General features: G+C 48.2%; 21 protein-coding genes. 8 read left to right on the forward strand and 13 right to left on the reverse strand.

Translation table 11 applies throughout. From position 1 onward, the window contains the following. Positions 1 to 17 precede the first annotated feature (17 nt). From FJ444_RS07675 to FJ444_RS07695, 5 genes are all read right to left on the reverse strand, one after another. Entirely contained in the window at positions 18 to 1,859 is a 1,842-nt protein-coding gene (locus FJ444_RS07675) for a phosphotransferase (protein ID WP_140957494.1), read from the reverse strand. Continuing rightward, positions 1,856 to 2,713: a 23S rRNA (adenine(2030)-N(6))-methyltransferase RlmJ gene (locus tag FJ444_RS07680; protein WP_140957495.1), complete on the reverse strand. Its 858-nt coding sequence runs from the start codon at positions 2,711 to 2,713 to the stop codon at positions 1,856 to 1,858. The genes FJ444_RS07675 and FJ444_RS07680 overlap by 4 nt, the downstream gene beginning before the upstream one ends. A gap of 128 nt (positions 2,714 to 2,841) precedes the next feature. Further along, positions 2,842 to 4,467 carry a dihydrolipoyllysine-residue acetyltransferase gene (locus tag FJ444_RS07685; protein ID WP_140957497.1) on the reverse strand — a complete coding sequence of 542 codons (1,626 nt, stop codon included), beginning with the start codon at positions 4,465 to 4,467 and terminating at the stop codon, positions 2,842 to 2,844. Between the two features lie 10 nt (positions 4,468 to 4,477). Continuing rightward, on the reverse strand, positions 4,478 to 5,455 hold the full coding sequence (locus FJ444_RS07690; RefSeq protein WP_140957499.1) for an alpha-ketoacid dehydrogenase subunit beta: 978 nt from the start codon (positions 5,453 to 5,455) through the stop codon (positions 4,478 to 4,480). 2 nt (positions 5,456 to 5,457) lie between these two features. Beyond that, the gene (locus FJ444_RS07695; protein ID WP_140957501.1) at positions 5,458 to 6,642 is read right to left on the reverse strand and encodes a thiamine pyrophosphate-dependent dehydrogenase E1 component subunit alpha; all 1,185 of its coding nucleotides are present in this window, start codon (positions 6,640 to 6,642) and stop codon (positions 5,458 to 5,460) included. A 338-nt stretch (positions 6,643 to 6,980) separates the two neighbouring features. Between FJ444_RS07695 and FJ444_RS07700 the strand changes: the two genes are divergently transcribed. Then, a complete protein-coding gene (locus tag FJ444_RS07700) occupies positions 6,981 to 11,777 on the forward strand; it encodes a S8 family peptidase (protein ID WP_140957503.1) in 4,797 nt (1,598 codons plus the stop codon). 87 nt (positions 11,778 to 11,864) lie between these two features. Here FJ444_RS07700 and FJ444_RS07705 read toward each other — a convergent pair whose 3' ends face one another. Both FJ444_RS07705 and FJ444_RS07710 read right to left on the reverse strand, forming a co-directional pair. After that, positions 11,865 to 12,581, reverse strand: coding sequence for an SOS response-associated peptidase family protein (locus FJ444_RS07705; protein WP_140957505.1), 717 nt, complete (start codon positions 12,579 to 12,581; stop codon positions 11,865 to 11,867). Then, positions 12,566 to 13,471 (reverse strand): prenyltransferase, encoded by a 906-nt coding sequence (locus tag FJ444_RS07710; RefSeq protein ID WP_140957507.1) that lies wholly within the window; start codon positions 13,469 to 13,471, stop codon positions 12,566 to 12,568. The genes FJ444_RS07705 and FJ444_RS07710 overlap by 16 nt, the downstream gene beginning before the upstream one ends. Positions 13,472 to 13,552: 81 nt before the next feature. Here FJ444_RS07710 and FJ444_RS07715 point away from each other — a divergent pair, with 81 nt between their 5' ends. After that, on the forward strand, positions 13,553 to 14,752 hold the full coding sequence (locus FJ444_RS07715) for a GGDEF domain-containing protein (protein WP_140957509.1): 1,200 nt from the start codon (positions 13,553 to 13,555) through the stop codon (positions 14,750 to 14,752). 3 nt (positions 14,753 to 14,755) lie between these two features. On the opposite strand, the gene rmuC is transcribed toward FJ444_RS07715, so the two are convergent. Both rmuC and FJ444_RS07725 read right to left on the reverse strand, forming a co-directional pair. Further along, positions 14,756 to 16,201: a DNA recombination protein RmuC gene (rmuC, locus tag FJ444_RS07720; protein ID WP_140957511.1), complete on the reverse strand. Its 1,446-nt coding sequence runs from the start codon at positions 16,199 to 16,201 to the stop codon at positions 14,756 to 14,758. A 123-nt stretch (positions 16,202 to 16,324) separates the two neighbouring features. Beyond that, positions 16,325 to 17,857, reverse strand: coding sequence for a fumarate hydratase (locus FJ444_RS07725; RefSeq protein ID WP_140957512.1), 1,533 nt, complete (start codon positions 17,855 to 17,857; stop codon positions 16,325 to 16,327). Here FJ444_RS07725 and FJ444_RS21355 point away from each other — a divergent pair. The 5 genes from FJ444_RS21355 (at position 17,856) to FJ444_RS07745 (ending at position 22,451) form a co-directional block, all read left to right on the forward strand. After that, positions 17,856 to 18,002, forward strand: coding sequence for a hypothetical protein (locus FJ444_RS21355; RefSeq protein ID WP_181405096.1), 147 nt, complete (start codon positions 17,856 to 17,858; stop codon positions 18,000 to 18,002). The two genes, FJ444_RS07725 and FJ444_RS21355, sit on opposite strands and share 2 nt — an antisense overlap. A gap of 33 nt (positions 18,003 to 18,035) precedes the next feature. Then, the gene (pabB, locus tag FJ444_RS07730; protein ID WP_140957514.1) at positions 18,036 to 19,469 is read left to right on the forward strand and encodes an aminodeoxychorismate synthase component I; all 1,434 of its coding nucleotides are present in this window, start codon (positions 18,036 to 18,038) and stop codon (positions 19,467 to 19,469) included. 40 nt (positions 19,470 to 19,509) lie between these two features. Next, entirely contained in the window at positions 19,510 to 20,034 is a 525-nt protein-coding gene (locus FJ444_RS07735; RefSeq protein WP_255439076.1) for a CoA pyrophosphatase, read from the forward strand. Between the two features lie 127 nt (positions 20,035 to 20,161). Then, positions 20,162 to 21,532 carry an L-serine ammonia-lyase gene (locus FJ444_RS07740; RefSeq protein ID WP_140957518.1) on the forward strand — a complete coding sequence of 457 codons (1,371 nt, stop codon included), beginning with the start codon at positions 20,162 to 20,164 and terminating at the stop codon, positions 21,530 to 21,532. Between the two features lie 181 nt (positions 21,533 to 21,713). After that, positions 21,714 to 22,451 carry a carbonic anhydrase gene (locus FJ444_RS07745; RefSeq protein ID WP_255439070.1) on the forward strand — a complete coding sequence of 246 codons (738 nt, stop codon included), beginning with the start codon at positions 21,714 to 21,716 and terminating at the stop codon, positions 22,449 to 22,451. 560 nt (positions 22,452 to 23,011) lie between these two features. On the opposite strand, the gene FJ444_RS07750 is transcribed toward FJ444_RS07745, so the two are convergent. From FJ444_RS07750 to FJ444_RS07760, 4 genes are all read right to left on the reverse strand, one after another. Next, positions 23,012 to 23,413: an MAPEG family protein gene (locus tag FJ444_RS07750; RefSeq protein ID WP_140957520.1), complete on the reverse strand. Its 402-nt coding sequence runs from the start codon at positions 23,411 to 23,413 to the stop codon at positions 23,012 to 23,014. A gap of 89 nt (positions 23,414 to 23,502) precedes the next feature. After that, the gene (locus FJ444_RS07755) at positions 23,503 to 23,970 is read right to left on the reverse strand and encodes a DM13 domain-containing protein (protein WP_255439072.1); all 468 of its coding nucleotides are present in this window, start codon (positions 23,968 to 23,970) and stop codon (positions 23,503 to 23,505) included. Between the two features lie 5 nt (positions 23,971 to 23,975). Further along, positions 23,976 to 24,110 (reverse strand): hypothetical protein, encoded by a 135-nt coding sequence (locus FJ444_RS21620; RefSeq protein WP_255439073.1) that lies wholly within the window; start codon positions 24,108 to 24,110, stop codon positions 23,976 to 23,978. 54 nt (positions 24,111 to 24,164) lie between these two features. Beyond that, positions 24,165 to 24,878 carry a glutathione S-transferase family protein gene (locus FJ444_RS07760; RefSeq protein WP_140957523.1) on the reverse strand — a complete coding sequence of 238 codons (714 nt, stop codon included), beginning with the start codon at positions 24,876 to 24,878 and terminating at the stop codon, positions 24,165 to 24,167. A gap of 169 nt (positions 24,879 to 25,047) precedes the next feature. Here FJ444_RS07760 and FJ444_RS07765 point away from each other — a divergent pair, with 169 nt between their 5' ends. Continuing rightward, positions 25,048 to 26,145: an NADH:flavin oxidoreductase gene (locus tag FJ444_RS07765; protein WP_140957525.1), complete on the forward strand. Its 1,098-nt coding sequence runs from the start codon at positions 25,048 to 25,050 to the stop codon at positions 26,143 to 26,145. Positions 26,146 to 26,613: the final 468 nt, after the last annotated feature.

The following is a 26,613-nucleotide window of genomic DNA, read 5'->3' on the forward strand; positions in this document are numbered from 1 at the left end:
CAGCGTAATGTGGCAGGCTACTGTGCTTTGGGGTTTCTTGGATAATATTTATCTGCGCAGCGTGCGCGGTGGTCAAAGTACCGCGTGTCTTTGTAAGGAAGTTTCATGAAGCCGCTTATCCCTTCCCCACTGATTTCCGGTAACGCCCGCACGATTACATCTAACAGCGCATTAAACTCATTTTCTTTGGTGTGATCAAGTAATCGGTAGTAACTGTGAATTTTAAGATGGTGGCTCAGCGCTTCAAAAATAATGCATCCGGTATGGTGTATGGTATTCAATTTAGCAATGGCATCCATAATCGACGCGGGTAACGCCAATAGTTCATCCGGGTCGTCACCGTCTTCAAAATACGAGTGCAAACGGCTCTCGCTGGCACTCAATGTTTGTACTGATTTTTCGTAAGGAATACGGGTGCCCGGCGCTGCTACAAACGCCCCCTCTGGCGTGGCCCGATCGAAGTGCAGCGTGTTTTTAGCATCAAATAAACAGCATTTAAACACCCCTTTGCGATGAATGGCGCGAGCCAACATCACTACATTGTTCACGGCTTGTTCAAAGGCGTATTTTTTATCCGGTTCGTGAAGGTTCAAACTCGAATCTATGTACACCCCCTCGGGTTGCCAGTTGATGGCCAGTCCGCCCACAACGGGATACTTTGCCAATCGGCTAATGGCGGCCAAAAAGCCTTTTTCTGTGTCGCCCATCCCATCAAGATAGTTTTTATAATACCGCTCAAATTGCGCATCGTTAATATAATTAAGTGCTTGTACGGTGTCGGCCAGGTTGGTATCAGACGCCCGCTCTCGCAAGAAAGACTTACGCGAGCTGTACACTACGGTTTCGATGGATTTACTGCGACGTCCTACCCAAACGGGCAGTAATGCTTCGTTTTGAGGCGGTACATAACCACCAAATACCAGGTTTTCCAGTAGCGACAAATGCGATAGCAAGTAATCTCCGCCTTCACGCTGGGCCTTTTCGTCGTCGCTAAGCATATACGTTAAAATGTCTGACAATACCCGGGGCAACCCCAGAGAAGACGGTGGCACAACCTGCCGGGCAAATCGGGCTGACTGCCCGGAAGCAAGTGCATACAAGGTGCTGGCCATACCCTGTTCATCAAACCTTGGGCTCGACAAGGCACCATTTAACTGGGCATCGCCTATAAAATACACATCGCCTAACCGGGCATTGGTTTGCTGCAAGTCCCCAGACATTAAATCCAGCACATTGTTTTGAACGGGCTGCAAATGCTCGTCCAGTTGGGCGAATACCGATGATCCCCAGTCAATGAGCGCTATTTGCTCGTTTTCTTCGTCCCATACCAGATTAGAGGGTTTGATATCGCCATGTACGATCGGCCGAAATTGCCCCTGATGCACGTGCTGACGAAGATCCAATAGGATTTTCCCCAGTTGAACAGCAATTTTTACAACCAAACGTGGGTGCAAAGCGCCATCACGCAAACTCACTTGTTCTAAATCCAGTCCTGGCGCACGCTCCATCATTAAAATCGACTGCCGGCCTTTTTGGTGAAAATCGAGTACCTTTGGTACCAGAGGATGCTTTACCATCGACTGCATAAAGGCCTCTTCTTCCAATCTATCCTGTATGCTGGCGGGTAACGTGATACGGGTAAATTTAAATACCCGGTGGCGCTGTTGCTGATCAATTCCGGCAAACGCAAATCCATAAGCGCCTTTACCGATCAAATGAATATCGCGATAGCCCAGGGCACCTAACTGCTCTATACACAGCGCCAGCCAGTCTTTCAATTTCTTCGCGTCGGTATGCGACAGTAAGTAAATTGACTGTTCTTCCGGAATATAAAAGTGCTTTATGCCCTGGGGTTTCATGCGTCGATTTGATGTAACCAGCGAACAGTCGAAGTGGCCGTTACACCCATTTGCGGGGTGAGTTCGTTGAGGATATCGGTTAGCACAGCATCTATTTGCCACGCGGGGTTAATTAAACACACGCCAGAACCGTACATCCCAGTATCTGACGAGGCATCATCAACACACAATTCTGCTTTGAGCACATTGTGAGGCAGCGATGCCAGACTCTCGCACATGGCTTCCGACTGACCGGTTTTGTCACCCGCCCGTTCAGACAACAATGGATACCACAGTACAATTTGTGCCTGGGGCCAACGTTTAAGGATCTGTTCAACGGCGGCGATCACGGCGTTGTACTCTTTGCGCTGTTCATAGGGCGGATCGATTAAAATGGCGCCACGATTGGGCTTTGGCGGACACATAGCAATGGTGCCTTCCAGGCCATCGCGATGATGCACATGACTATGCCCATTGCCACGATATTGTTTAATTGCACCGCGTAATCGTTCGAATTCGCCGGGATGAAGCTCCATCAAATGCAGCTGGTCGTTGTCGCGCAGTTGCGAAACCGAGATCAACGGAGAACCTGGGTACTGCTGACGCGCTACAAAATCGCCAATTACCTGCTGATACCGTCGTAACACAGGATGCTCAGGCTTCCAGTTTTGCAACAAGGCGACACCGCGTTTAAATTCCTGGGTTTTTAGCGCCTGCGCTCCGTCCAGCGGGTAACAGCCAGCACCTGCGTGAGTATCGATTAACGAAAACGGTTTGGTTTTCTGATGAAGCTTGTCTAATACAGCCAACCAGGTGATGTGCTTGATTAAATCGGCGTGATTACCAGCGTGGTAACCATGAAGGTAACTTAGCAAAGTCGGGCTCTCTAACTGAATAACGGCCTGCTATCTGTACAGCGGGCGTTAAAATTATGCCGGAGCCTGTTGCTCCGGCGTCAATTGCGTAAGTGTATCGCCGACAACCTGCCTGTGACAATGCCAAACTAGCGCAGCTTGCTCAGCATTTTTACCGGTTCACTAAGGTAATCGCACCACAGGTTGTTAAACTTCACCATGGTAGCGCCGTCGATTACCCGGTGATCGGCAGACCAGCTCAGGTGCATAATGGATGCGCTTATTACGTTACCATTCGCATCAAACCTGGGCAGGGTTTGCATTTTGCCTAACGCAACAATCGCCAGCTCCGGATGATTAATGATAGGCGTTGCCGTGGTACCACCCAGCACTCCCACATTGGAAATGCTTATTGTACCGCCTTTCAGTTGTTCAGAAGACAACTTACCGGCCCGGGCAGCCTGCACAATAGACTGCATTTGGCGGGCAATGTCCATTACGCTCAGATCCTGTACACCTTTAATATTCGGTACCAGCAATCCAATCGGGCTGTCCACTGCAAAACCGATATTGTGATCGGTAAGGTAATCCAGCGCCGTTTCATCCTCGCTCAAACGCGCGTTGAAGATGGGATATTCCTGCATACATAACGACAACGCCTTAATAAAGAACGGCATGTACGTAAGTTTGATATCCTGCTTAGCAAACGTATCGCTCAGCATGGCTTTTAAGTTCATTAAACCCCGCATGTCCAGCTCTTCCGATACCGTAAAGTGCGGAATAGTGCTTACTGAACGGGTCATTTGCTTAGCCATAGCACGCTGAACCGGCGTAAGTGGTACGCGTTTTACATCACCTGCCACAGGTTTCACCGACGCGTTGTTAACAGGCACGTTAACATCATTAGCATTGGGCTGGATAACAGCCGAATTCAGCACCGCCAGTACGTCTTTTTTCAGCACACGGCCCTTTTTACCCGTGGCATTTATCTGTTTTAAATCTACGCCATTTTCACGGGCAAGCCTGCGAACAGCAGGGCTGGCCGCAACTTTGCCTGAAATCATCTTAACAGGCTCTTCACTTCCTTCACTAAACCCATGCGATGGCTGATAAGTCGATTGCGCAACAGGTTGGCTTTGCATACCAACTGAAGGTTCAGATTTAACCGTTGGTGTTTGCGGCGTATTAGCAGTAGCCATCGATGTAACAGCTTCTCTGCCTGCAACGCGCATTTCAAACAGGGGTTCATGCACTTTTGCAATTTCACCCTCCTGATGATAACGCTTCGTCATGATACCGGCATATTTGGCGGGTATTTCCACTACCGCCTTGTCGGTCATCACCTCTACTACCACATCATCTTCTTCCATATGGTCACCTTCATTCAGGTGCCACTTAACGATTTCGCACTCTACGATACCTTCACCGATATCAGGCAGAATGAAGGTTTCATTGGCTACTGAAGGTGTTGTAACCTCAGTTGCAGGTGTTGGAGATGGCGTTTGAGCTGCACTCACCGGAACAGGCGCTTCAGTCTCGCCGTCGCGTGCCATCGCAAAAAGCGGCGCGTGTACTTTGGCAATATCACCAGCTTTATAAAATAATTTGGTAATGGTGCCTGAATGCATAGACGGGATTTGTACCGTCGCTTTATCGGTCATCACTTCTGCAACGGGTTGATCTTCCTCAACCCTGTCACCTTCTTTTACCAGCCATTCCAATAGCTCGCATTCCACTACGCCTTCGCCAATATCGGGCAAAATAAAATCTGTCATGTTTTGTCCCTTAGTAGTTCAGTACGCGCTTAATGGCTTCGTAAGTTTTAAATTCATCCGGCATGTATTCTTTTTCATGCGCCAGCGGAAAAGGAGTATCCAGGCCACACACGCGCGTGATCGGCGCTTCCAGGTACAGAAAACACTGTTCCTGAATACGCGCCGCAATTTCACTGCCAAAACCGGACGTAACCGGTGCTTCGTGGTTGATCAGCAAGCGACCTGTTTTCATTACCGACTCCGCAACCGTTTGCGCGTCCCAGGGAAGAATACTGCGTAAATCGATGATCTCGCATGACACACCATCTTCCAGCGCCATATCAGCCGCTTTTTTAATGGTTTCAACCTGAGCCCCCCAGGCCAGCAACGTAATGTCGTTACCTTCCTGTACAATGTCGGCTTTACCTAATGGGATGGTGTACTCTTCTTCTGGTACTTCGCATACTGAAGCGCGGTACAAGCGTTTTGGCTCCATAAACAGCACCGGGTTGTCATCGCGAATAGCCGACAACAGCAAACCTTTCGCCTGATACGGATCGCGGGGCACCACCACTTTTAAGCCTGGTACATGACTGAAAAACGCTTCTGGCGACTGAGAGTGATATAAACCGCCAGAAATACCACCACCGTAAGGCGTGCGGATAGTAAGCGTACCGCAGGTGAACTGACCGCCTGAACGATAGCGAAACTTGGCGGTTTCATTCACGATTTGGTCGAATGCGGGAAAAATGTAATCACCAAACTGGATTTCGGCAACCGGTACACTGCCCTGCGCCGCTAAACCATTGGCAAAACCAATGATGCCCTGTTCGGTGAGTGGCGTGTTAAAGCACCGAGCTTTACCAAATTTTTCCTGTAGATTACTGGTTGCGCGGAATACACCACCAAAATAGCCAACGTCTTCACCAAACACCACGACTTTCTCATCGTCGGTCATGGCAGTGATCAGTGCCTGATTGATGGCTTGTAATAAGTTTAATTTTGCCATGCTTATTGCTCCCCTGACGTTTTAGGATATTTCGAAGGATACTTTTTCACGTGCGCAATTAACGCATCGCGTTGCTCCTTCAAATGCCAGGGCACCTCGGCATACACATCTTCAACAATGTCGGCCAACGGATTTACCGCTACCTGTTCTGCGGTTTTTAACGCAGCCAGAATGTCGCTGCGCGTTTGCTGCATAAATTGGTCTGTTGCGGCTTCGTCTAACCAGCCTTTACTGAGTAGCCATTGTTTAAAGCGCAAAAGCGGATCTTTCAAGCGCCATTTGTCTTCTTCGTTCTTAGAACGATAACCACTGGGATCGTCAGACGTAGAATGCGCAGCCAGTCGGTAAGTCATGGCTTCAATCAATACAGGTTGATTGGTTTCCAGTGCCATTGCTCGGGCTTGTTTGGTAGCGCTGTAAACCGCCAATGGATCGTTGCCATCGACCCGAATGGTCTTCACCCCGTAGCCAATACCACGTGAGGCGATACCATCACCGGCAAACTGCTCCGCAGCAGGGGTAGAAATGGCGTAGCCGTTGTTACGGCAGAAGAAAATAACCGGGCAATTTAGTACTGCCGCCATGTTTACACCCGCGTGAAAATCCCCTTCTGATGCTGCACCTTCACCAAAATAACAGATGGTAACGGCATCTTTACCCGCCAATTTCTGCCCATAAGCATAGCCTGCCGCTTGCGGAATTTGTGTGCCCAGTGGCGACGAGATAGTCATGAAGTTCAGTGCTTTGTCGCCATAGTGGATGGGCATCTGGCGGCCTTTATTCGGGTCCAAACGATTAGAGAACATTTGGTTCATAAACTGTTCGGTACGGTATCCACGAAACGCTAATGCACCCTGCTCACGATACTGGCTCATGATCATATCGTTTTCAGACAATGCCGCAGCACTGGCAACCGCCGCGGCTTCTTCGCCGGTGCTGGCAAGGTAAAAGCTGATCCGCCCCTGGCGTTGGGCAGCCACCATACGTTCATCCAGTAGGCGCGTGTAAACCATCGTGTGATAAATTTTACCAGCGAGTGTTTGGTCCATCTGCGGCACAGTTGCGCCCGGATAAATTTTTCCATCTGGATCAAGAATGGCCAGCATGGGAATATCGAGCAGCCCGTTTTCTATGATCTTAACCTCGTGCGTTAAGGCAACATGGTCGAGGTGATTTCTGTCGTTCATTGGCGTCCTCTAAAGGGATTTTTAACCTATATCTATCGTAGAACAGGTAATAAAGGAGCGTCTGACTAATTTAACAATTAGTTTACGTTAACGTGAGGATAAACATTTCTTTGGAATCACAGAAACGTGATGGTTCTTCTACTTTTTTGCAAGATGTAAAACTCAGGTTAATTCACTGCTAAAATTACGTGTAAATAATGCACTGAAAACTATTGGTGAATTGATCGGTCTTTATACAAAGTTTCGTAAAAGCCTATGACACCAGATAGCCTGATGTGATAAAACTCGACAAAATTATAAGCCGACAGAAAACCGGCCACCGCTATGGAGTAGTATAAGTGAAGCCAATTTACACTGTGCCTTTCGTCGTATCAGGACTGTTACTCACCAGTACAGTTATTGCCGATAATCAGGCTATTGAACCAACATCGGTAAACAAACCAGTTAATGTAGTAACGCATCAAGCATCCAGCGCTACCGCAAATGCTTCAGAGAAACAACCTTATATTATTCGTCTCACCGAACCATCGGTAGCCCAGTACAGCGGCGGCATTCGCGGTTTTGAGGCTACCATGCCAGTTAATGCAACCAAAGGTAAACTCAGCCGGGTTAATTCCCAAAAGCGTGAAGTAACTGCGTACCGCAACTATTTAAAACAACAACAGGCGGGCCTGCTAAATCGCGTGGCATCCGTTACGGGTAACACCACACCGCTCAAGCAATTTCAGTATGCAATCAACGGTGTGGTAATGAACCTGACCGCTGCAGAGGCAGAAACAATCCGCAATTTCAGTGGTGTGAAAGCCGTAGAAGCTGACAAAAAGCTTAAATTGAATACCGATACCAGTACCGAATTAACTGGCGCACGACAAGTGTGGTCAGGCGCGGCAGACAGTGGCCTTGATGCCATGGGTGAAGGCACTGTTGTAGCCGTGTTTGATACTGGTATTAACACCGATCACCCTTCTTTTGCCGCGACCGGCGGCGATGGCTATACCCATACTAACCCATTGGGGTCGGGAAATTATTTAGGTGATTGTGCGGGTAGTTTCCCGGGCTTGTGTAACGACAAACTGATCGGCGTATACAGCTATTCACTGATCACCAGTCAGTACGCCGATACCGACGTATTTCCAATTGGACTTGATCGCAACGGCGAGGATTACAACGGGCATGGTTCACACGTTGCAAGTACCGCAGCAGGCAACGTCCTGAATAACGTTCCTGTGTATGGTTTGGCGTTCGACGAGGAAGTCAGTGACGGCTATCCGGGTGAATTTGCCTTCAGCCAGATTTCCGGTATGGCACCTCATGCCAATATCATCGCATTTCAAACCTGTTTACCCGGTGAATCTGACGACAAATACACCGGTTGTTACTACAGTCTGGCGATCAGCGCTATTGATGATGCTATCGAAACAGGCATTGTAGACGTGATTAACTATTCGATTTCTGGTGGCGAGGCGGTATGGGGCGATGCACTCAGTGAAGCCTGGTTATCAGCCAATAACGCGGGTATTTTTGTAGCCCATTCTGCCGGAAACGATGGCCCCGCGGCAGCAACCAGCGATAAATATGCGCCCTGGATCACTCCGGTTGCAGCAACAGACCACGGTCGCGTAGTGGATTTCACAAAAACACTGTCTGGATTTTCTGGTGGGGTATCAGCGCCTTCCACAATAACCGGGCAAAGTAATACCGCAGGCATTACGGCTACCGTGGTGTACGCAGGAGATTACACCAATGCCAACGACCCCGACGGCGACCCGGCACAGTGTTTGGCACCATTCCCAGCAGGCACGTTTAATGGTGAAATAGTAATGTGTGATCGAGGCGAAATCGCCCGGGTACAAAAAGCCAAAAATGTCGCAGACGGCGGTGCCGGTGGTTATATTCTGGCAAACGTGTCGGCCGATGCCAATAACCTGGTAGGTGATGTATATGTAATCCCCGGTATTCACGTTAGTCTCGCTGCGGGTAATCAGTTACGCACCTGGTTGGCAAGTGGTTCAGGCCACAGAGCGACGATTTCTACTACGTCGGGTACCTTGTCTATTGATGAGGATTCGTTAGATACGGTGGCGAGCTTTTCATCGCGCGGTCCTAATACCGAAATAAGCACATTGCTGCCCATGGTGAGCGCACCGGGTGTACAAATTTATGCAGCCTATGCCGATGAACATTACGGCCACGAAACCACCAGTCCTGCCCCAGCGGATTACGCTTACCTGGATGGCACATCAATGGCGTCTCCTCATGTAGCGGGCGCTGCCGCACTGGTACGTCAGGTAAATCCCACCTGGAGTGCCGATGCTATTCGATCAGCGCTGATGATGACTGCCGAATCGAATTTGCGGGTGGCGGGTTCATTGGATGATGCCAACTGGCTGGATATGGGATCGGGTCGTATTCAGGTGAACAAAGCGGTAAACGCCGGTTTAATTATTGAAGAAACACAAGCCAATTACGAAGCCGCCGACCCAGATCTTGGAGGAGAACCCAAAGATCTTAATATACCGGCGCTGGTAGACAACAATTGCTTAATTGAATGCAGTTGGCAACGCACATTCACCGCCACAAAAGCGGGTAGCTGGACTGTCGCCGGCGATGCCATGGCGAGCGGCCTTGAAGTGTCGGTGTCACCGGCCTCATTCACTCTTGCAGCAGGGCAATCTCAAACAGTTACCGTTACTGTAAATACCTGGAACGCCAATGATGGCGACTGGGAATTTGCGCAGATATTACTCACTTCAGCAAATTCACCTGATTTACACTTGCCAGTTGCAGTAGTGGCTTCCAATGGCAACTTCCCTGATGACATTAGCCAAACCAGCTACCGCAACGCAGATTCACTGCTAATCAAGGATTTGGTTGCCATTGAGATTACTGACTTTACAGCCCGTGCATCGGGTTTAGTAGCCGCGACTGTAGTTAACGAATCCCTGGCTGAAGATTCAGATAATGATACCTTCCTGGATGACATTGACGATGGTGTCTATCTTCAGATAGTTGAAGTAGAAGAGAATACCGACCGCCTTGTGGCATTGATTAGCGACTCCACTGCGCCAGATTTGGATTTGTTTGTGGTTTTCGATATCAACGGTGATGAGTCAATTTCCACCTCTGAAATCATTGCAGCATCTACCACGGGAAGCTGGGATGAATACGTTAATATTGCGCATCCCGATGCCGGTACCTACTACGTATTTGTGCAAAACTACACCGGATCAAACCGGGCAACCGATGACTTTGTATTAGAATATGCCGTTGTTCCAGCGGTAGACGAAGGTACATTATCCGTTGACGGGCCAACCAGTGTTGCCCTTCGGGAACCCTTCGACATGCGTGTAAGCTGGCAACTGCCAGACAGCCTTGAAGGCGACCGCTACTTTGGCGCAATTGTAGTAGGCAGTGACGCCGATAACCCGGCCAATCTAGGTACCATTCCGGTGGATCTGGTGCGCGGTATAAACGATGTAACAATGGCCGCTACGTCATCTGGCCGTGTTGGTCCCGGTGATGTCGCGAGTTATGCAGTTACCGTTAAGCGCAATAATACCAATGAAAACCGCGATTACGAGATAAGCGTAACCGTTCCGGATGGTACATCTGTGGTTAACGGAAGCGTTGGTAATGGCGGAGTGGTAAACGGTAAAACGATTGCGTGGCAGGTTACCCAAACGGCCAATGGCACATCCGCGTCTTACGACTTAACGTCAAACCAGAGCGATCCTCAGTGCACTGTGCCCAATGTGGGCCAGGGTACCGGATACATCGATCTTCAGGCACTGGGTTACAAAGCCAATTTCAGCTCACTGGATACGGCACTGGCTAACTACCCTATTCAGTTTGAGGTATTAAACGACACCCTCAACAGCCTGAATGTGTCGTCTAAAGGCTTTATCACCAGTACAGATGCGCGTGTATCTGCGCGTCCTGGTATCAACCAATCATTAACCCGATTGCAGAATAATGCGGTAACACTGGCCCCCTTCTGGCGCGACTGGTCGTTCGCTACAACGTCTGACGCGGGTATCGCCGCAGCGTCTTTTAATAATGGCAAGGTGTCAGTCATTGAATGGCGCGGTATGGTGTCGGGTACTGAATCTGCCGATTTCGAGGTGATCCTAGTGCACGATGCTGCTAATGGTGAGCCTTCGGTTATGTTTGCCTACAACAATGTTACTCTGCACGATGATTCAACACCATCAACCATTGGTTATGCCAGTGAAAGCACCCAAAGCGGTGGCCATTTTGGTTATATCAGCGCGGCTGACAACAGTGTTCAGGCTTCGGTGGTAAACGCAATTTCGTCGGGCACAGTGCTGTGTTTAACCGATAATTCGTCTATCCAGGCGGCTGGCGATACCACTCTGTCATTCTCGCTTCGTTTAGATAATAACGCCAATATCAGTGGTGCTGTGCTGGTAGCCCTCACCTCCTCGGTAACCAATATTCCGGGCACGGGTAGCGAGTCACTGGCAGCTAACAGTGATGTACAGGTACATGCTGCGCCGATTATTTTGATCAACGGCGCAACCACAGCCAGCCTGTCGATGACCGAACAACAAGCGACGGTATTGCCTGTAACAGTGTCCGACGCCAACGGTGACAGTGTTACGCTGAGCGTTGAACAACTCAGCGGCCCCGCTGCTTCGGTATCGGTAAGTGGTGAAACGATAACGGTTACGCCAGCCTCTGCGGCGAGCGGCAACACGATAGTGCTTAAAATAACAGCCACTGATGAGTTTGGTTACAGCAGCTCAGCACAGGCTACGGTAACGGTGACTGAAAATCAGCCTCCGGTACTTACCGTAAGTGCGCCATCCAGCGTACAAGAAGGTAGTACCATTACAATACGTGCTACGGCTACCGATCCTGAAGGTGACACAGTCACCTTTACCATCAACGGTGTGCCGGGCTCTTCATTCAGTAGCACCGCACCAGAGACGGATAGTTCTACCACGGTTAACTTTACCGTCACGGCTACCGACGGTAATTCAACCGTAACACAATCCGTTAGTGTAACCGTAACTAACCGCCCAAGTAGTGGCGGCGGTAGTTTGGGCATTGGCTTGTTGATTGGTCTGGCACTGCTAACCTTGCAACGTGCCAGAAAACGTGTAATGCACTAAGCATGTGACATAATAAAACAGCCCGCACGATGTAATGTCGTTGCGGGCTTTTTTATGGGACTAATTCTTCATGGAGATGGGTTTTACTTAATCGGGCGCTATCACAAAACTGTCACCAACTGGTTCATACAGTGAAGGCTTGCTTATAGGAATAACGGTATACCGATGGCGAATTGTAGGTACCAGTAAATCTTCCAATGAATCCGACGGATACGTTTCACAATCCAGCCAGCGCTGTACGCTGTTATCGTGTAACGACAGCATAAGTGGTGAGGCCTTTTCGTGTATGGGTAACAGCTTGGGATGTGGCGCCAGTGTTACTACTGAACAAGACGTTTCAACAAACGCATTGCCGTGGGTGTCTCTGCCATGCCATTCCCTGTAAAGCCCGCCCATTGCTAATGGGTTGTCACTATCGGCTATTAAGTCGTGATAATAGGTTTGCGAGCCTGCTTTTTGCGATTCACCAAACCCGCTGGCCGGGATCACGCATCGTTGCTGTCTGAATGCGTGGTAGCCTGCACTGCCACGGGTATTCAGTTTATCGTAACGGGTATTAAACGAAGTGTACTTTGAGGGAACAAAACGCATTATGGGCCCTGTATGATCGCTCTCCAGTAACAACCACCAAATCGCATTGCGCATAACGGCTTTGCCTTTATCGCGCAAAATAATACTTACGCGGTCGGTAGCGCGGGTGAATCGCTTTGTTAACATGCCTTCATCCGGCCACAGCGCGATTTCCAACTGATCACAAAGGGCTCGTACCCCCGGGCTGTCGGCTACGTTCAACCTGCCACACATAGCATCACTCCAAGTAATACCGGGGTAAGTAACGTCATCAATACATTCTGCCCCATTCCAGCCAAAAATGCGGGCGTGGTAGCCGTGTAGTCTTTTGATAGTGCATAAATTCGCAGCCCGAATACCAAGGGTAAACCAGCCAGGAAAACATACCAGGGAACATTGAGCCACCACAGCCCTATCACCAACGCCAATACGGCCAACTGCCATTGCACAAAATACACCGACGCAGCCATGCGGTAGCCACGTTTAATGACTATGTGGTTGCGGCCATGCTCTGCGTCGGCTTGTGCATCCGGGAACTGATTCAATAACAGTAAATTATTCGTGAGTAACGAAGGTACCAGTGCCAATATGAAAGCAATCCATAAGTGTGAGCCGCTCAATACCACAAAGCTGCCATAGCTCATTAGTACACCAAATCCCACACCGGGCGCAATTAAACATAGCCACGCATACCGATTTAACACCGGGGTATAAGCAATAATAATTGCCACCCCCACTATTCCCATTAACACAAGATTGGCGGGCTGTGCCTTGGTCATATTCAATATCAGTAAACCAGACACGATAGTTGAAAATACAAACAACCACCCTACTGTTTTTACTGCCGATAACGCACCAGGATTCAGTACTAATGCGCCGCTACCGCCACTGAACGGTGTTTTACTGGTATTAAAATCCAGCTGCGACGCGCAGTCGTGATATTCATTTAACATGTTCACTGCAATGTGAGCCGAAAGCCCACACACAAAAACAAGACTAAATAATAACCATGACCAGTCGATATTAAGGTAAGTGAGCATACCTAACGATTGTACTAAACAACTCATTACCAGTAACAAGAATGGCGGTCGCATGGTTTGAAACACAGCAGCAAAGGTTCGCATCCTTTTCTCCTAAAAACTCTGCAGGTACATGAGTGACTTGATCAACTATACTCAGGCTGTAGTAATGTCATAAGGTTTATCATGGACGTTTATTTGTCGGCCAGTATTGATCTAAGCAAAGTAAATATCCTGATTGCACTGTTTTTTTGCTTGTGCTGGCTGGTGATCGGCAAACCACTCAGGCTCTATTACCAAAGCAGTGTCCGGTTTTCCGCCGCCAATGGCTTTTTCGCCCTCTCACTGGTATTAGGCGCGCAACAATTTACTTTTCCTGTAACCAACCTTTGGGTGATCGCTGATCTAACGTTACTGATTACGTTGGTGATGTACAACCTTGCTTTACGACATTTGCTGGTATTACCGCTGGATCCACGATGGATTCGTGTTCTGATGATTGGTGCTGCAGGCGTTGCGGCTTTGCATCTTTTAGGTCAGATATCGGCGAATTTGACATCAGTTACCTTGTTATTGTTAGCGCTGTTTATTCTGATTTCCACTACCTGGATGAAATTTCGCGCACTGGCATCGGCGTTTAACTATTCCAATGCGGCCATTCTGAGCATACCTGACATTTCTTTAGTACTCATCATTGGCATGAAAAGCGCTATGTGGCTGCTATATCAACGCGAAGTGATCACAGCGATTCCGTTGTCGTCAAAAAGCAGTCCGATACTGATGTGGATTTACATCGTGTTGATTATTTTAATTAATGTTACGGCAGTAGGCACCGCGGTATCGCGCCTTATCATCAGAATGAAACACCTGGCCGATCACGATCAGCTAACCGGTTTACTAAACCGCCGGGCATTTGAGGCTAAACTCGCTGATTATTTTGGGCTTTACCAACGATACAATATGCCCTTTAGTATCATTATGTTAGACATTGATCACTTCAAACTGATTAACGACAAATACGGACACGCGGCGGGCGATAACGCGATCGTTAATACAGCCAGTGTATTCAGGCAAACGGTTCGGCAAACCGACGTAATTGCCCGCTTTGGTGGCGAGGAGTTTATTATATTATTGCCTGGACAGACCGCCTCAGAAGCCAATGAAGTGGCCAATAAAATATGCAAGGCGTTACGCACCAGTGAATGGCAAATCAATACACCTGCCCTTACCATCAGTGCAGGTTGCGCGGATGTGACTATGGTAAACAGCCAGGACCGATTGCTGACCCTGGCCGATAATGCATTGTATGAAGCCAAACGAAACGGGCGTGATCAGAGTATCATCGCAACCCCTGCCCATCCTATACCAACGGCAACAGCGAATTAGCGACTAGTCTTCGCTGTCATCGTCGTCACTCATGGCATCACTGTCCAGCCGCTTACTAGGCTGCACGCCCAGTTGCCTGAATTGCTCTACCTGTCGCAGTATATTTCCCCTGCCAGAAGACAGTTTATTGAACGCTGCATCATAGTGTTTTTGAGTGGCTTCAACCGACTTGCCAATTTTTTCCATGTCACCAATAAAACCGGCAAACTTGTCGTATAACTTCGCAGCATGCTGTGCAATTTTCTGTGCATTCTGGTTTTGGTATTCGTATTGCCAGATGTTATTGATGGTGCGCAGTGCTACCAGTAAGTTGGTGGGCGATACCAGCATGATATTCTGATTTAACGCCAGTGTAACCAATTCGGGATCAGCATCTACCGCCAGCAAAAACGCGGGCTCAACCGGTATAAACATCAACACGTAATCGAGTGTTCTCAGGGCTTCCAGCTCCTGATAGTCCTTAGCGCCCAACGTTTTAATGTGCGTACGGATAGAGTTAACGTGTTCTCTTAAATAACGCGCCCGCTCCTCTTCGTCATCACTATTAAAGTAACGTTCATAAGCTGCCAGACTCATTTTGGCATCGATGATCACGTCTTTGTCGTTGGGCAAATGCACCACTACGTCAGGCTGCTGAAGCTTACCGTGCTCATTGCGTACCGATACTTGTGTGTCAAACTCATGCCCTTCACGCAAGCCCGACTCTTTCAGGATACGCTCCAGTACCACTTCACCCCAGTTGCCCTGTTGTTTATTATCGCCCTTTAACGCGCGGGTTAACGCAGCAGCATCTTCGGTAATCTGCTGATTCAGCGCTTTTAATCCCAGGATCTCGGTTTTTAACGATGCGCGTTCCTGACCTTCTCTAACATACTGGTCGGTTACCTGCTTCTTAAATCCTTCGATTTGATCTTTTAGCGGGTTAAGTAAGGCATCCAACCGGGTTTTATTGTCGTTAGAAAAGCTTTCTGCTTTCTTTTCAAAAATCTTGTTTGCCAGGTTTTCAAACTGTTCCTGCAAACGTTTTTCCGCGTTTTGCAGTGCATCAAGCTTTTCATCATGGCTTTTACGCGCTTCATCAAACGCAGCCTGACGTGCTTCACTGGCCGACTTTAGCTCGGTGTATTGCAATTGAAGTGCTTTATAGTCCTGCTGCAACGTATTGCGTTGTTGCTGCAATTCCGGCACCAGGGCGGCTTTGGCTGCATAATCCTGATTTTGTAATTGCAGTGCCTGCACATGCTGTTTGTACTCTGTCAGTTGGGTCTGAAGTGAACCAGTATTCGCTTCGGCCTGTTGCTGACATTGCTCAAGTCGCTGTGCCAGTAATTCCTTATCTGACTGCGCTTGCTGTGATTGATTGCGGCCTTTTAAGTTGCCAATGATCACGCCTACTGCCAGTGCGCTTAGCGCAATACCCGCATTTATTATTATGTTGATGTGTTCCATTTCACCCGTTCTGAAAAAAGAACGGGTACTACTGCTGCTCAATTGCACCAGGTACCCGTTATTGGTCCGTATTCATACTGATTTACTGAAATCAGCACTGTTTAATCAGGCGTTTTGCCCGATTTATTTACCCGAAAGCGCCTTATCCAGATCCGCGATTTTCGCTTTCCAAATGGCTGGGCCGGTTTGGTGCGCATTCGCGCCAGTGCTGTCTACCGCAACCGTTACCGGCATGTCTTCTACTTCAAATTCGTAAATGGCTTCCATACCCAGATCTTCAAACGCGACTACACGCGCTTTCTTGATGGCTTTCGACACCAGGTAAGCTGCACCACCTACGGCCATTAAGTAAACCGATTGGTGTTTGGCGATAGAATCTACCGTGGCGGGTCCACGTTCGGCCTTACCAATCATGCCAGCAATACCGGTTTTCTCCAGCATCATATCGGTGAACTTATCCATGCGGGTTGCCGTTGTTGGGCCTGCCGGACCAACCACTTCATTACCCACGGCGTCCACCGGACCAACGTAGTAAATAAATTTACCGTTAAAATCGACGCCTTCCGGAAGGCCTTCACCATTGTCCAGCATGGTTTGAATGCGTTTATGTGCGGCATCGCGGCCAGTCAGCATTTTGCCTGACAACAATACGGTTTCGCCCACTTTCCATTCTTTGATATCGTCTTTAGTTACTTCATCCATGTTCACCCGGCGGGTATTAGCGCCCACTTCCCAGGTTACTTCTGGCCACTCTTCCAGCTTAGGTGCCTTAAGATCTGCCGGGCCGCTACCGTCTAAATAGAAGTGCGCGTGACGGGTAGCTGCGCAGTTAGGGATCATCGCCACAGGTTTAGACGCTGCGTGGGTAGGTACTGATTTAATTTTTACATCTACCACGGTAGTTAAACCACCCAGGCCCTGAGCACCAATACCTAAATCGTTTACACGTTTAAATATTTCTAAACGGAGTTTCTCATCGGTAGTTTGCGGACCGCGCTCCATGAGCTCCTGAATATCAACAGGATCCATCAGACTTTCTTTTGCAAGCACCGCGGCTTTTTCTGCTGTACCGCCAATTCCGAGGCCCAGCATGCCTGGCGGACACCAGCCCGCCCCCATGGTAGGCAGGGTTTTTACTACCCATTCAACAATATCATCACTGGGGTTAAGCATAACCATTTTGGATTTGTTTTCAGAGCCGCCGCCTTTTGCAGCGATCATCACTTCAATTTTATCGCCTGCTACCATGTCGATGTGCACAACGGCTGGCGTATTATCTTTGGTATTCTTACGCGCACCGGCAGGGTCAGCCACAATAGACGCACGTAGTGGGTTATTCGGATTTAAATAGGCGCGGCGAGTACCCTCGTCTACCATTTCCTGAACGGTCATATCGGTTTTGTCCCAGCTAACCGCCATCCCTATTTTTACAAAACAGGTAACAATACCGGTGTCCTGACACAAAGGGCGTTTGCCTTCTGCTGACATGCGCGAATTGATCAGAATTTGTGCCATGGCATCTTTGGCTGCCTGACTCTCTTCTTTCAAATACGCTTTTTCTACGGCTTTTACGTAATCTAATGGGTGGTAGTAGGATATGAATTGCAATGCATCTTCGATGCTGTCAATAAAGTCTTGTTGACGGATTACGGTCATGGCGTCCTCTTATTTTGTGGGCTCACATAGTCATCTAGACGAAGAATCCGTATACTACCGCATGTCGACAGACTGCACCAATAAAACCATGTCCGACTTTGGTGTGTATTCGCAAGCCTATGGCGCGTTCTGTCGCCGGTTCTAATGAAGTAGTAACGGTAATCCCCAAAGCAAAACTATGACAAACCCAATTCAGTTTTCGGCCAGCAGTTTACATATTTCGCCTCTTACCGTACCCAACGGTGTAACAGTACAGGATGTGTTCAGTGGTATGGCGTCGCAGCCCTGGGCGCAACTGTTGGACTCAGGCGGTAGTAAAGCCAGTAAAAGCCGTTTTGATATTCTGCTGTGGGCACCCGCGATTGTGCTTACCTGCAAAGACTACCAAACCACGCTGGAAGATCGTCGAGGCACAGACGTCGAGTTGATAACAACAAACACGTCTCCCATTGATGTAGCAATGGCGTTAACTGCCGATTTTGAAGCGTCAATTGATCAAACCGAACTTAAGTATGCTAACGATTTACCCTTTGTGTTAGGACTGGCAGGTTTTATCAGTTACGACTACGGGCGTTATCTGGAAACCATGCCTTCCATCAATGCTAATGAATATGCGTGCCCGGACTTTGCCGCCGGGTTATACGACAGGGCAATTATCTACGACAATGCACTTGAGCAATTCTTCTTCTGCCGCCTGGATTACGTGCCTGAGCCAGATATCGCCACGTTAGTGAACGATAAAAGCAACACAGCACCTGCATCCGAATTTGCACTGACAAGTCATTGGCAAAGCAATTTAACCAAGCAGCAATACCTTAACGCGTTAAACGCGGTACACGATTATTTGGTTGCCGGCGACTGCTATCAGGTGAATTACGCGCAGCGCTTTAGTGCCGGATTTACCGGCAGTAGCTGGGAAGCATACAAGCGCCTGACTAACGCCAACAAAGCGCCTTTTTCAGCGTTTATGAACTTGCCTGAATGCAGCATTATCAGTGTCTCACCAGAGCGTTTTATTCAGTGCAGAAATGGGCACATCGAAACCAAACCCATCAAAGGTACCCGCCCCCGGTTTGCTGATCCGGTTGAAGACGCAGCCAGTGCACAGGCACTGCTTAGTGCCGAAAAAGACCGCGCTGAAAACCTGATGATTGTAGATTTACTGCGTAACGATATCAGTAAACACAGTGTACCAGGCTCAGTAAAAGTGCCTGAACTGTTCAGCCTTGAAAGCTACCCAGCTGTTCACCACATGGTAAGCAAGATACAGAGTCAACTGGCGCCGGGCAGTCATCCGCTGCAATTACTGGCCGCTTGCTTCCCAGGTGGCTCCATTACGGGTGCGCCGAAAATCCGGGCCATGGAAATCATTGAAGAACTCGAACCGAGCCGCAGAGCAATTTATTGCGGCAGCTTTTTTTATTTTGGTATTCGTCAGGATTTAGATTCCAGCATTTGTATTCGCACAGTACTGGCCGAGAACAACACGCTTTACTGTTGGGCTGGTGGCGGTATAGTGCTTGATTCAGTGGCAGAAGAAGAATTTGAGGAAACCCTGGCGAAAGTAGCGAAAATTCTGCCTGTTTTGGAGCAAACATTTGCAAAAAGCTGAGTTCTTAGCCCGATTTCACAGCGCCCCTCCGCTGCAACCGGTGCCGGATCATCCCTTGCGAAAATCCGGACGCTCTGCTGCGGTATTAATACCGGTTGTGACTCACAGTAACGCCATTTCAGTGCTGTTTACCGAACGGGCCAAACACCTCAAACACCATCCCGGGCAAGTGAGTTTTCCGGGGGGCAAACACGAACCAGACGATCCCAGTCTGGCGCATACAGCAAAGCGCGAAGCCTGGGAAGAAATTGCCCTGCCAGATTCACATATTTCTATTATTGGTCAGTTGCCGCCTTACCGCACTATCTCCGGGTTTGCGATGACGGCGTTTGTGGCAACCGTTGAGCCGGGGTTTACGCTTATCCCGGATGGCAACGAAGTAAGTAATACATTTGAAGTGCCGCTTTCCTATCTGATCAAGCCAGAGCACTATCAAACCGAATATATCACCCGCGCTGGCCATACCTACCCGGTATATTTCATTCCCTGGCAAGACAAAATGATTTGGGGAGCCACGGCGGCACTGATGAACAGCCTGGCGTCAATTTTTACTGACAACGCGTAATTCACTGCCCGCATTACAAAACCCTTCGATTAATTTTTCTCATGCTACCATTAGCATATCTGAGTTGCTGATATTGCGTGCTCACGGCAAACTAACTCTATATTAACAATAACAAAGCGTACCCCTAATGATTAGTGTATTTGATATGTTCAAGGTGGGCATTGGCCCCTCCAGTTCACATACGGTTGGCCCCATGAATGCGGCGGCCGACTTTGCTGCCCAGTTGGCCAGTAGTCAGCTGATTCACCGCGTAACCGACATAAAAACGGAACTGTTTGGTTCGTTGGGTCAAACCGGTAAAGGCCATGGTAGCGGCAAAGCGGTCATTTTAGGGTTATTGGGTGAACGGCCGGATACAGTCAACATTGATACGGTTGACGCACTACTTGCCGAGATTGATGCAAAAGAACAGCTAAATCTGAATGGTCAGCAGCTTATTGAGTTTCCACGCGCGAATGCGATTGTGTTTCACCGCAGAAAGAGCCTGCCACGCCATGCGAACGCCATGACTTTCCGGGCGTACGAAAACGACGCTCTGTTACTGGAACAAACCTTTTATTCTATTGGTGGCGGCTTTATCGTACGCGACGATCAATGGGAACAAGCCAAACAGGAAGCACACGAACTGGTTGCACAGGTGCCCTACCCATTCAGAACCGCTCATCAATTACTGGCATTATGCAAAGAACATGGTCTGAGCATTAGTGCGCTGATGCTAAAAAACGAAAAAGCGCTGCACCCCCATAGCGACATTAAAACCCGTTTACAACAAATATGGATGACCATGGATGCCTGCATCAGCCGGGGCATTGATGCTGAAGGCATTCTGCCGGGCGGATTAAAAGTCGTGCGCCGGGCGCCTTCATTGCATCGTCGCTTAACCACTGAATTTTCCAGTGATCCAATGCAAACTTTGGATTGGGTAAACATGTTTGCGCTTGCCGTAAACGAAGAGAACGCTGCCGGTGGACGTGTAGTAACGGCACCAACCAACGGCGCTGCGGGGATTATTCCTGCGGTATTAAAATATGTTGATAAATTTATTCGTCCGGTTGACAAAGAAATTGCCAGTCGCTTTCTGTTAACTGCTGGTGCTATTGGGATCCTGTACAAAGAAAACGCATCAATTTCTGGCGCTGAAGTAGGTTGTCAGGGCGAAGTTGGCGTGGCCTGTTCTATGGCCGCAGGTGCACTCACTGAAGTGTTGGGCGGCAGTATTCAGGCTGTGGAAAATGCCGCTGAAATAGGTATGGAGCACAACTTAGGATTAACCTGCGATCCGGTAGGTGGGCTGGTTCAGGTACCCTGCATTGAACGCAATGCCATGGGCGCAATTAAAGCCATTAACGCATCACGACTTGCCCTGCGAGGCAGCGGAGAACACAAAGTGTCGTTGGATAAAGTCATTAAAACCATGCGCGACACCGGTTCAGATATGAAAACCAAATACAAAGAAACCGCACGCGGCGGTTTGGCCGTGAATATTATTGAGTGTTAAGTACGCCGATGGTCAGGTAGTAATAAATTGCACCTGACCATTTTCGCCCAATACCCCATAGATGAGCCATTACGCGGCGCTCTAACTTCAATTCCCATCTCTAATAGCTAACAGTCAGCCTAACCTGACCGGACAGTGCTTTGCCTGACAGCATTGATCAATATAAGAATTGAGGTGAACTATGATCTATAAAAGTATGATGACTGCAGCCCTAGCGGGTACAGTTTTTATGGCAAGTGCGGGTGAACTTGCACACTGGAGCTACGATGGTCAGGATGGCCCAACACACTGGGGGGAATTAGCGCCTGAATTTGCTACCTGTGCAGCTGGAAAAAACCAATCACCTGTAAACATAAGTGGTGCAATAGACAGCGACCTGACAGAAATTAAACTGGACTATAAACCGGGTGGCTACGAAGTCATTAATAATGGACATACTATTCAGGTTAACTATCAGCCAGGAAGCCACATTGCTCTTGATGGGCATGAATATGAACTGAAACAATTTCATTTTCATTCACCGAGTGAAAACCTGATCGAAAGCAGACAATATCCGATGGAAGTACACTTCGTACACGCTGATAAAGACGGCAATCTGGCGGTGGTCGCGGTAATGTTCGAATCAGGAGCGGAAAACAAAACGCTTTCTGATGTTTGGAACAAAATGCCGCACGTAGTTGGTGAAAAGCAATCCCTGGCGCATCTTACTTCCGCGGGTGAATTGATTCCAGCCGAAAAAACTTACTTCCGTTTTAATGGTTCGTTGACAACTCCGCCATGTTCGGAAGGCGTTACCTGGTTGGTTATGGACCATACTGATGATGCATCGGCCGAACAATTAAATGCATTTTTGCATACTATGCACCACAGCAATAATCGCCCGGTTCAACCGCTAAATGCGAGAATTATCGTAAGATAAAAGCGCGTTGATTCAACACCTTGCAGGTACGAACAATGCGTGCCTGCCATCATAGGGCGCAACCAAACAAAAGCAAAGCCAATGTGCAGTATACGCTACGCTGCAACGCTCCCCTGCTAAAACAAATTTAAGATACCGGTTCTTTGGCTTCCGCTCGATTCCACACCGTCTTATTAACCCACACATAGAGATACAAATGCCATACACCGGGTGCAATTAACAAGGGTGTAACAAGCAATAAAACCGACATAAAGACAGAATTCGAATTGCTCTTTGAGAGCATATAAATAGAAAATAAAAACGCAGTAACAGAGATACAGACAAAAAGCCAAAAACAAACGAGCCAAAGCCATCGGAACAAAAATGGTTTACTTAGTCGATTTCCAAGAAATGCCACAAATAGCAAAAGTACAATCACAAATGCGCCAAAGCGACTGGTAACACCCCCGGATTCTGTCAGCGCCTTATTTACGAGTTGAGTAAAAGCCACACAAAGCAGTAACGCAAAATACAGCCATTCGTAACGTTTTATGTTTGCTTTTGCGAACACGGTTAAACCATTACCAATACAGATAAATAACTTGTAGCACCCACATAGAAAATACTGCAACAAAGTTAATGGTGAATACCAGCCCGCGTAATCTCACGTTATCCAATGCAATGTGAACTGCACTGTGAATTATCCGTCCGGCAATAAATAGCCACGCTAACAACACCATGGCTGCGCTGATAATTTCTGCCTGAAACAGGTTGAACAGGCATATTACGTGGAAAAAAACCGGCCATTCAAACTGATTGCTCAGATTAGCGCTAATGCGATCTTTACGCGCAGCCAAGGCAGCTAAAGCGGGCACGTTACCCCCGGCATTCCACACTGCCGGTGCGCGAGCCAGTGTGAGCAAAACATATAAAAACGCACACAACAGAACATGTGCAAACATCGGTAAAAATAGCGATAGCATTGCGGTTTATCCTTAAACAACTCGTCAGTGAACCAGCACACCAGCTCATATACACATCAACCCAAAAATACACTCTCTGGCAAATCAAATTATTGGTATTTTGCAGCGGTAATAAATTGTTCAAACGATTCACACCACACTACTACCGTAGTGTATTCATCAATATTGATTTTTGAGTCTACCGGAACAATAAAATGCGTAAACGTGTGTACATCACCTACCCTAACCATGGTGGATTTTAGCGCTTTAAACTGGGCTTCTGTTTCAACAAATTCTGGCGATAAATACAGCTTAAAATCCGGTCCGGGCGACAATTCGCCGGTAAGCGTAATGAAATCAGGACCTACTGTTACCTGCCCGTTTCCCCAATGCAGAACATCACTGCCAGCCAGGTTGTTGGTAAATTCCGCCTGATACCTTTGGTTAGCTGACGCTTTTTCCAGCTGAGTGAGTGCGGGTGATGCCGGCGCAGTGAGAATAGGTAAGCTATAAATGCCAATGGCAAAACCCATAATGCCAATTAACACGTGAGACAGCAGCAGAATTATCAATCGCAATGATTTCAACGTTTAAGTCCTTCCTTTTCTCTGTCTTTTTCGAAGTGATAGATATCGTTACTGTGCTTTTGAAACCATACCCAAAAGGTTGCTTCAGGTGAGGCATTTGCGCTAAAGCCAAACAGTGAGAGTATGCTCATGATGATTATTGTTATTCTATGCTTCACAGTGCTATTACCGTTTTGTTCAAGAGACTAGCTATTTGCATCTGCATAATAGGTCCGATCAATCCTCTCGCAGTAAGTAACCAAATTGTGAAACGTTCGGGCCATGTCGTTAAGCGGATTATTTAGCTTAGAAATGGTTATCTGAGCCAGAAATGCAAAGGCAACCGCGTCCAATGTGCTGGGCTTTTCTCCATAAAAATAGCGTTTATCGCCTAATAAAACCGATAAGCTGGCGAGCATTTCTTTGGTTATCGCCAGAATTTCTTCATCGCTGTGTTTGCCGATCCCTTGTTTTAAACAGGCTGTTCGCATGTTGTTTCTGGTTACCCAAGGTACCACATACTTTAACGGAAACGGCATGTTGCCAAAGAATGCCTGTTTTACCGTGGGCCAGGTGTCGTCTTTTACCCACCGTGAATGAAGTACACACCAGTACAGATGCTCTTCAAGGGCTTTAATGATTACATGCGAACCTGCCTTTTGCTCTATAGTCAGGTGGTCATCGAGGGCGTTTCCGTACTTCGCTTGCAAATGCTTTAGAATGAAAAATGAATCTGCTATACATTTCCCCTCATCCACAATGTAAGGCAACTTGCCTTTGGGGGCCTTTTTAAACGCCGCAAAGTCAGTCACAGTGGTAAACGCAATGCCTGACATGTTCATGTACACATTCACTTTTAATACGAAAGGACTGGCATCGGCCAGGCCAAACTTGGGGCCAAAGCCCACTAACATAATCATATCGCGTCCTTTCAACAGATGTTAAATAACACTACCGCCGATGCTCGGCAAAAGCAATCTGGCTCCTTGCTATGGGTTTACTTATAACTCACTATAAATAATAGCAAATTGACAACACTTTCATCGCGTTTAACATCAACTGATACAATTATTGCTAGTTAGGATATTCATGTCTTCAACCACCTTATTTTCGCCTTTTCAGAGCACCAATCTGTCACTGAGTAACCGCATAGTGATGGCGCCCATGACACGCCAGTTTTCGCCCAATGGCATTCCCACTGCGGATGTGGCAGGTTACTACAAACGTCGAGCCGAAGGCGGAACGGGCCTCATCATTACCGAGGGAACTACGGTAAACGATAAAGTGGCAACCATGGATGCTAATATCCCGCAATTTCATGGTGAGGCCGCGCTGGCAGGCTGGAAAAAGGTAGTGGACGAGGTACATGCTGCGGGAGGGAAAATCATGCCCCAACTGTGGCATGTAGGCATGGCGCGTGTAGCAGAAAAAGCTCCCTTCCCTGAACTGCCAAGTGCAGGACCTTCTGGGCTCTTCAAGCCAGGAAAACAAGGCGCAGAACCCATGACAGTAGCGCACATCGAAGCTGTTATTGAAGCGTTTGCCCAAGCTGCTGCCGATGCTAAGGCCATTGGTATGGACGGTATTGAGATCCACGGCGCACATGGCTACCTTATCGATCAATTCTTTTGGGAAGGCACAAACCAGCGTACCGATGGCTGGGGTGGTAGCATGGAAAATCGCGGTCGTTTTGCGGTAGAAATCATTAAAGCGATTCGTGCAGCCACTGCACCAGATTTCCCTATTGTGCTGCGTTATTCTCAGTGGAAGCAGCAGGACTACACTGCTCGCCTGGCACACACACCAGCGGAGCTTGAAGCTTTCTTATTGCCTTTGAGTAATGCGGGCGTCGATATTTTTCATTGTTCACAGCGCCGTTATTGGGAATCAGAATTCGAAGGCAGTGCATTAAATCTGGCTGGATGGACGAAAAAGCTCACTGGCAAACCCACCATTACCGTTGGCTCTGTGGGGTTAAACGATGACTTTTTTGGCGCATTCAAGGGCCAGGATTCAGGTACCCGCGCAGTTGATGATTTGCTTGAGCGATTAGACGCTGGCGAGTTTGATTTGGTGGCGGTAGGCAGAGCGTTACTACAAGACCCCAACTGGGCCATCAAAATTAAAGAAAATCGCCTGGATGATCTACAGCAGTACTCAGGTAAAGCACTGGCGACGTTGTCGTAATTTAAACCCTCTCAAAATATTTAGCTAATGATAAAAAGGCACCACAGGGTGCCTTCTTACGTGTTAATACCTAACCAAAAGCGATTAATCCTTTCGCACCCAACCGATACTCAACAAATAGCGATTCCCTTCCAGCACTTTGGTAACAGCATGTTCACAAATATCCGGCCGGAACAGTTTAATGCGTGCAGAACAATGATACCAATTCGCATGGAAGTTTGCCCTCTCAGCAGCACTGGCAGGCTTTTTAGCTAGGCTTGCTTGCAGCGGTTTGGTGGTTCCAAATCAAGCAAGCGTAACAACGCTAAAAAGTCTGCCAGTTCGCCCTTAGGGTGTTGCCCGAAGGGAGTGTCCAAAACGACTTACATCTGTGTTGCGCCCTCTGGACATAGAATGACTATGCCTCAGAGTGCGCGTCGTGATCTAAGTCGTTTTCGACTTGCCCTCAGGGATCACTCTGAGTGGGCA

The sequence above is a fragment of the Aestuariibacter sp. GS-14 genome (assembly GCF_006494365.1).
Lineage (GTDB): Bacteria > Pseudomonadota > Gammaproteobacteria > Enterobacterales > Alteromonadaceae > Alteromonas > Alteromonas mangrovi.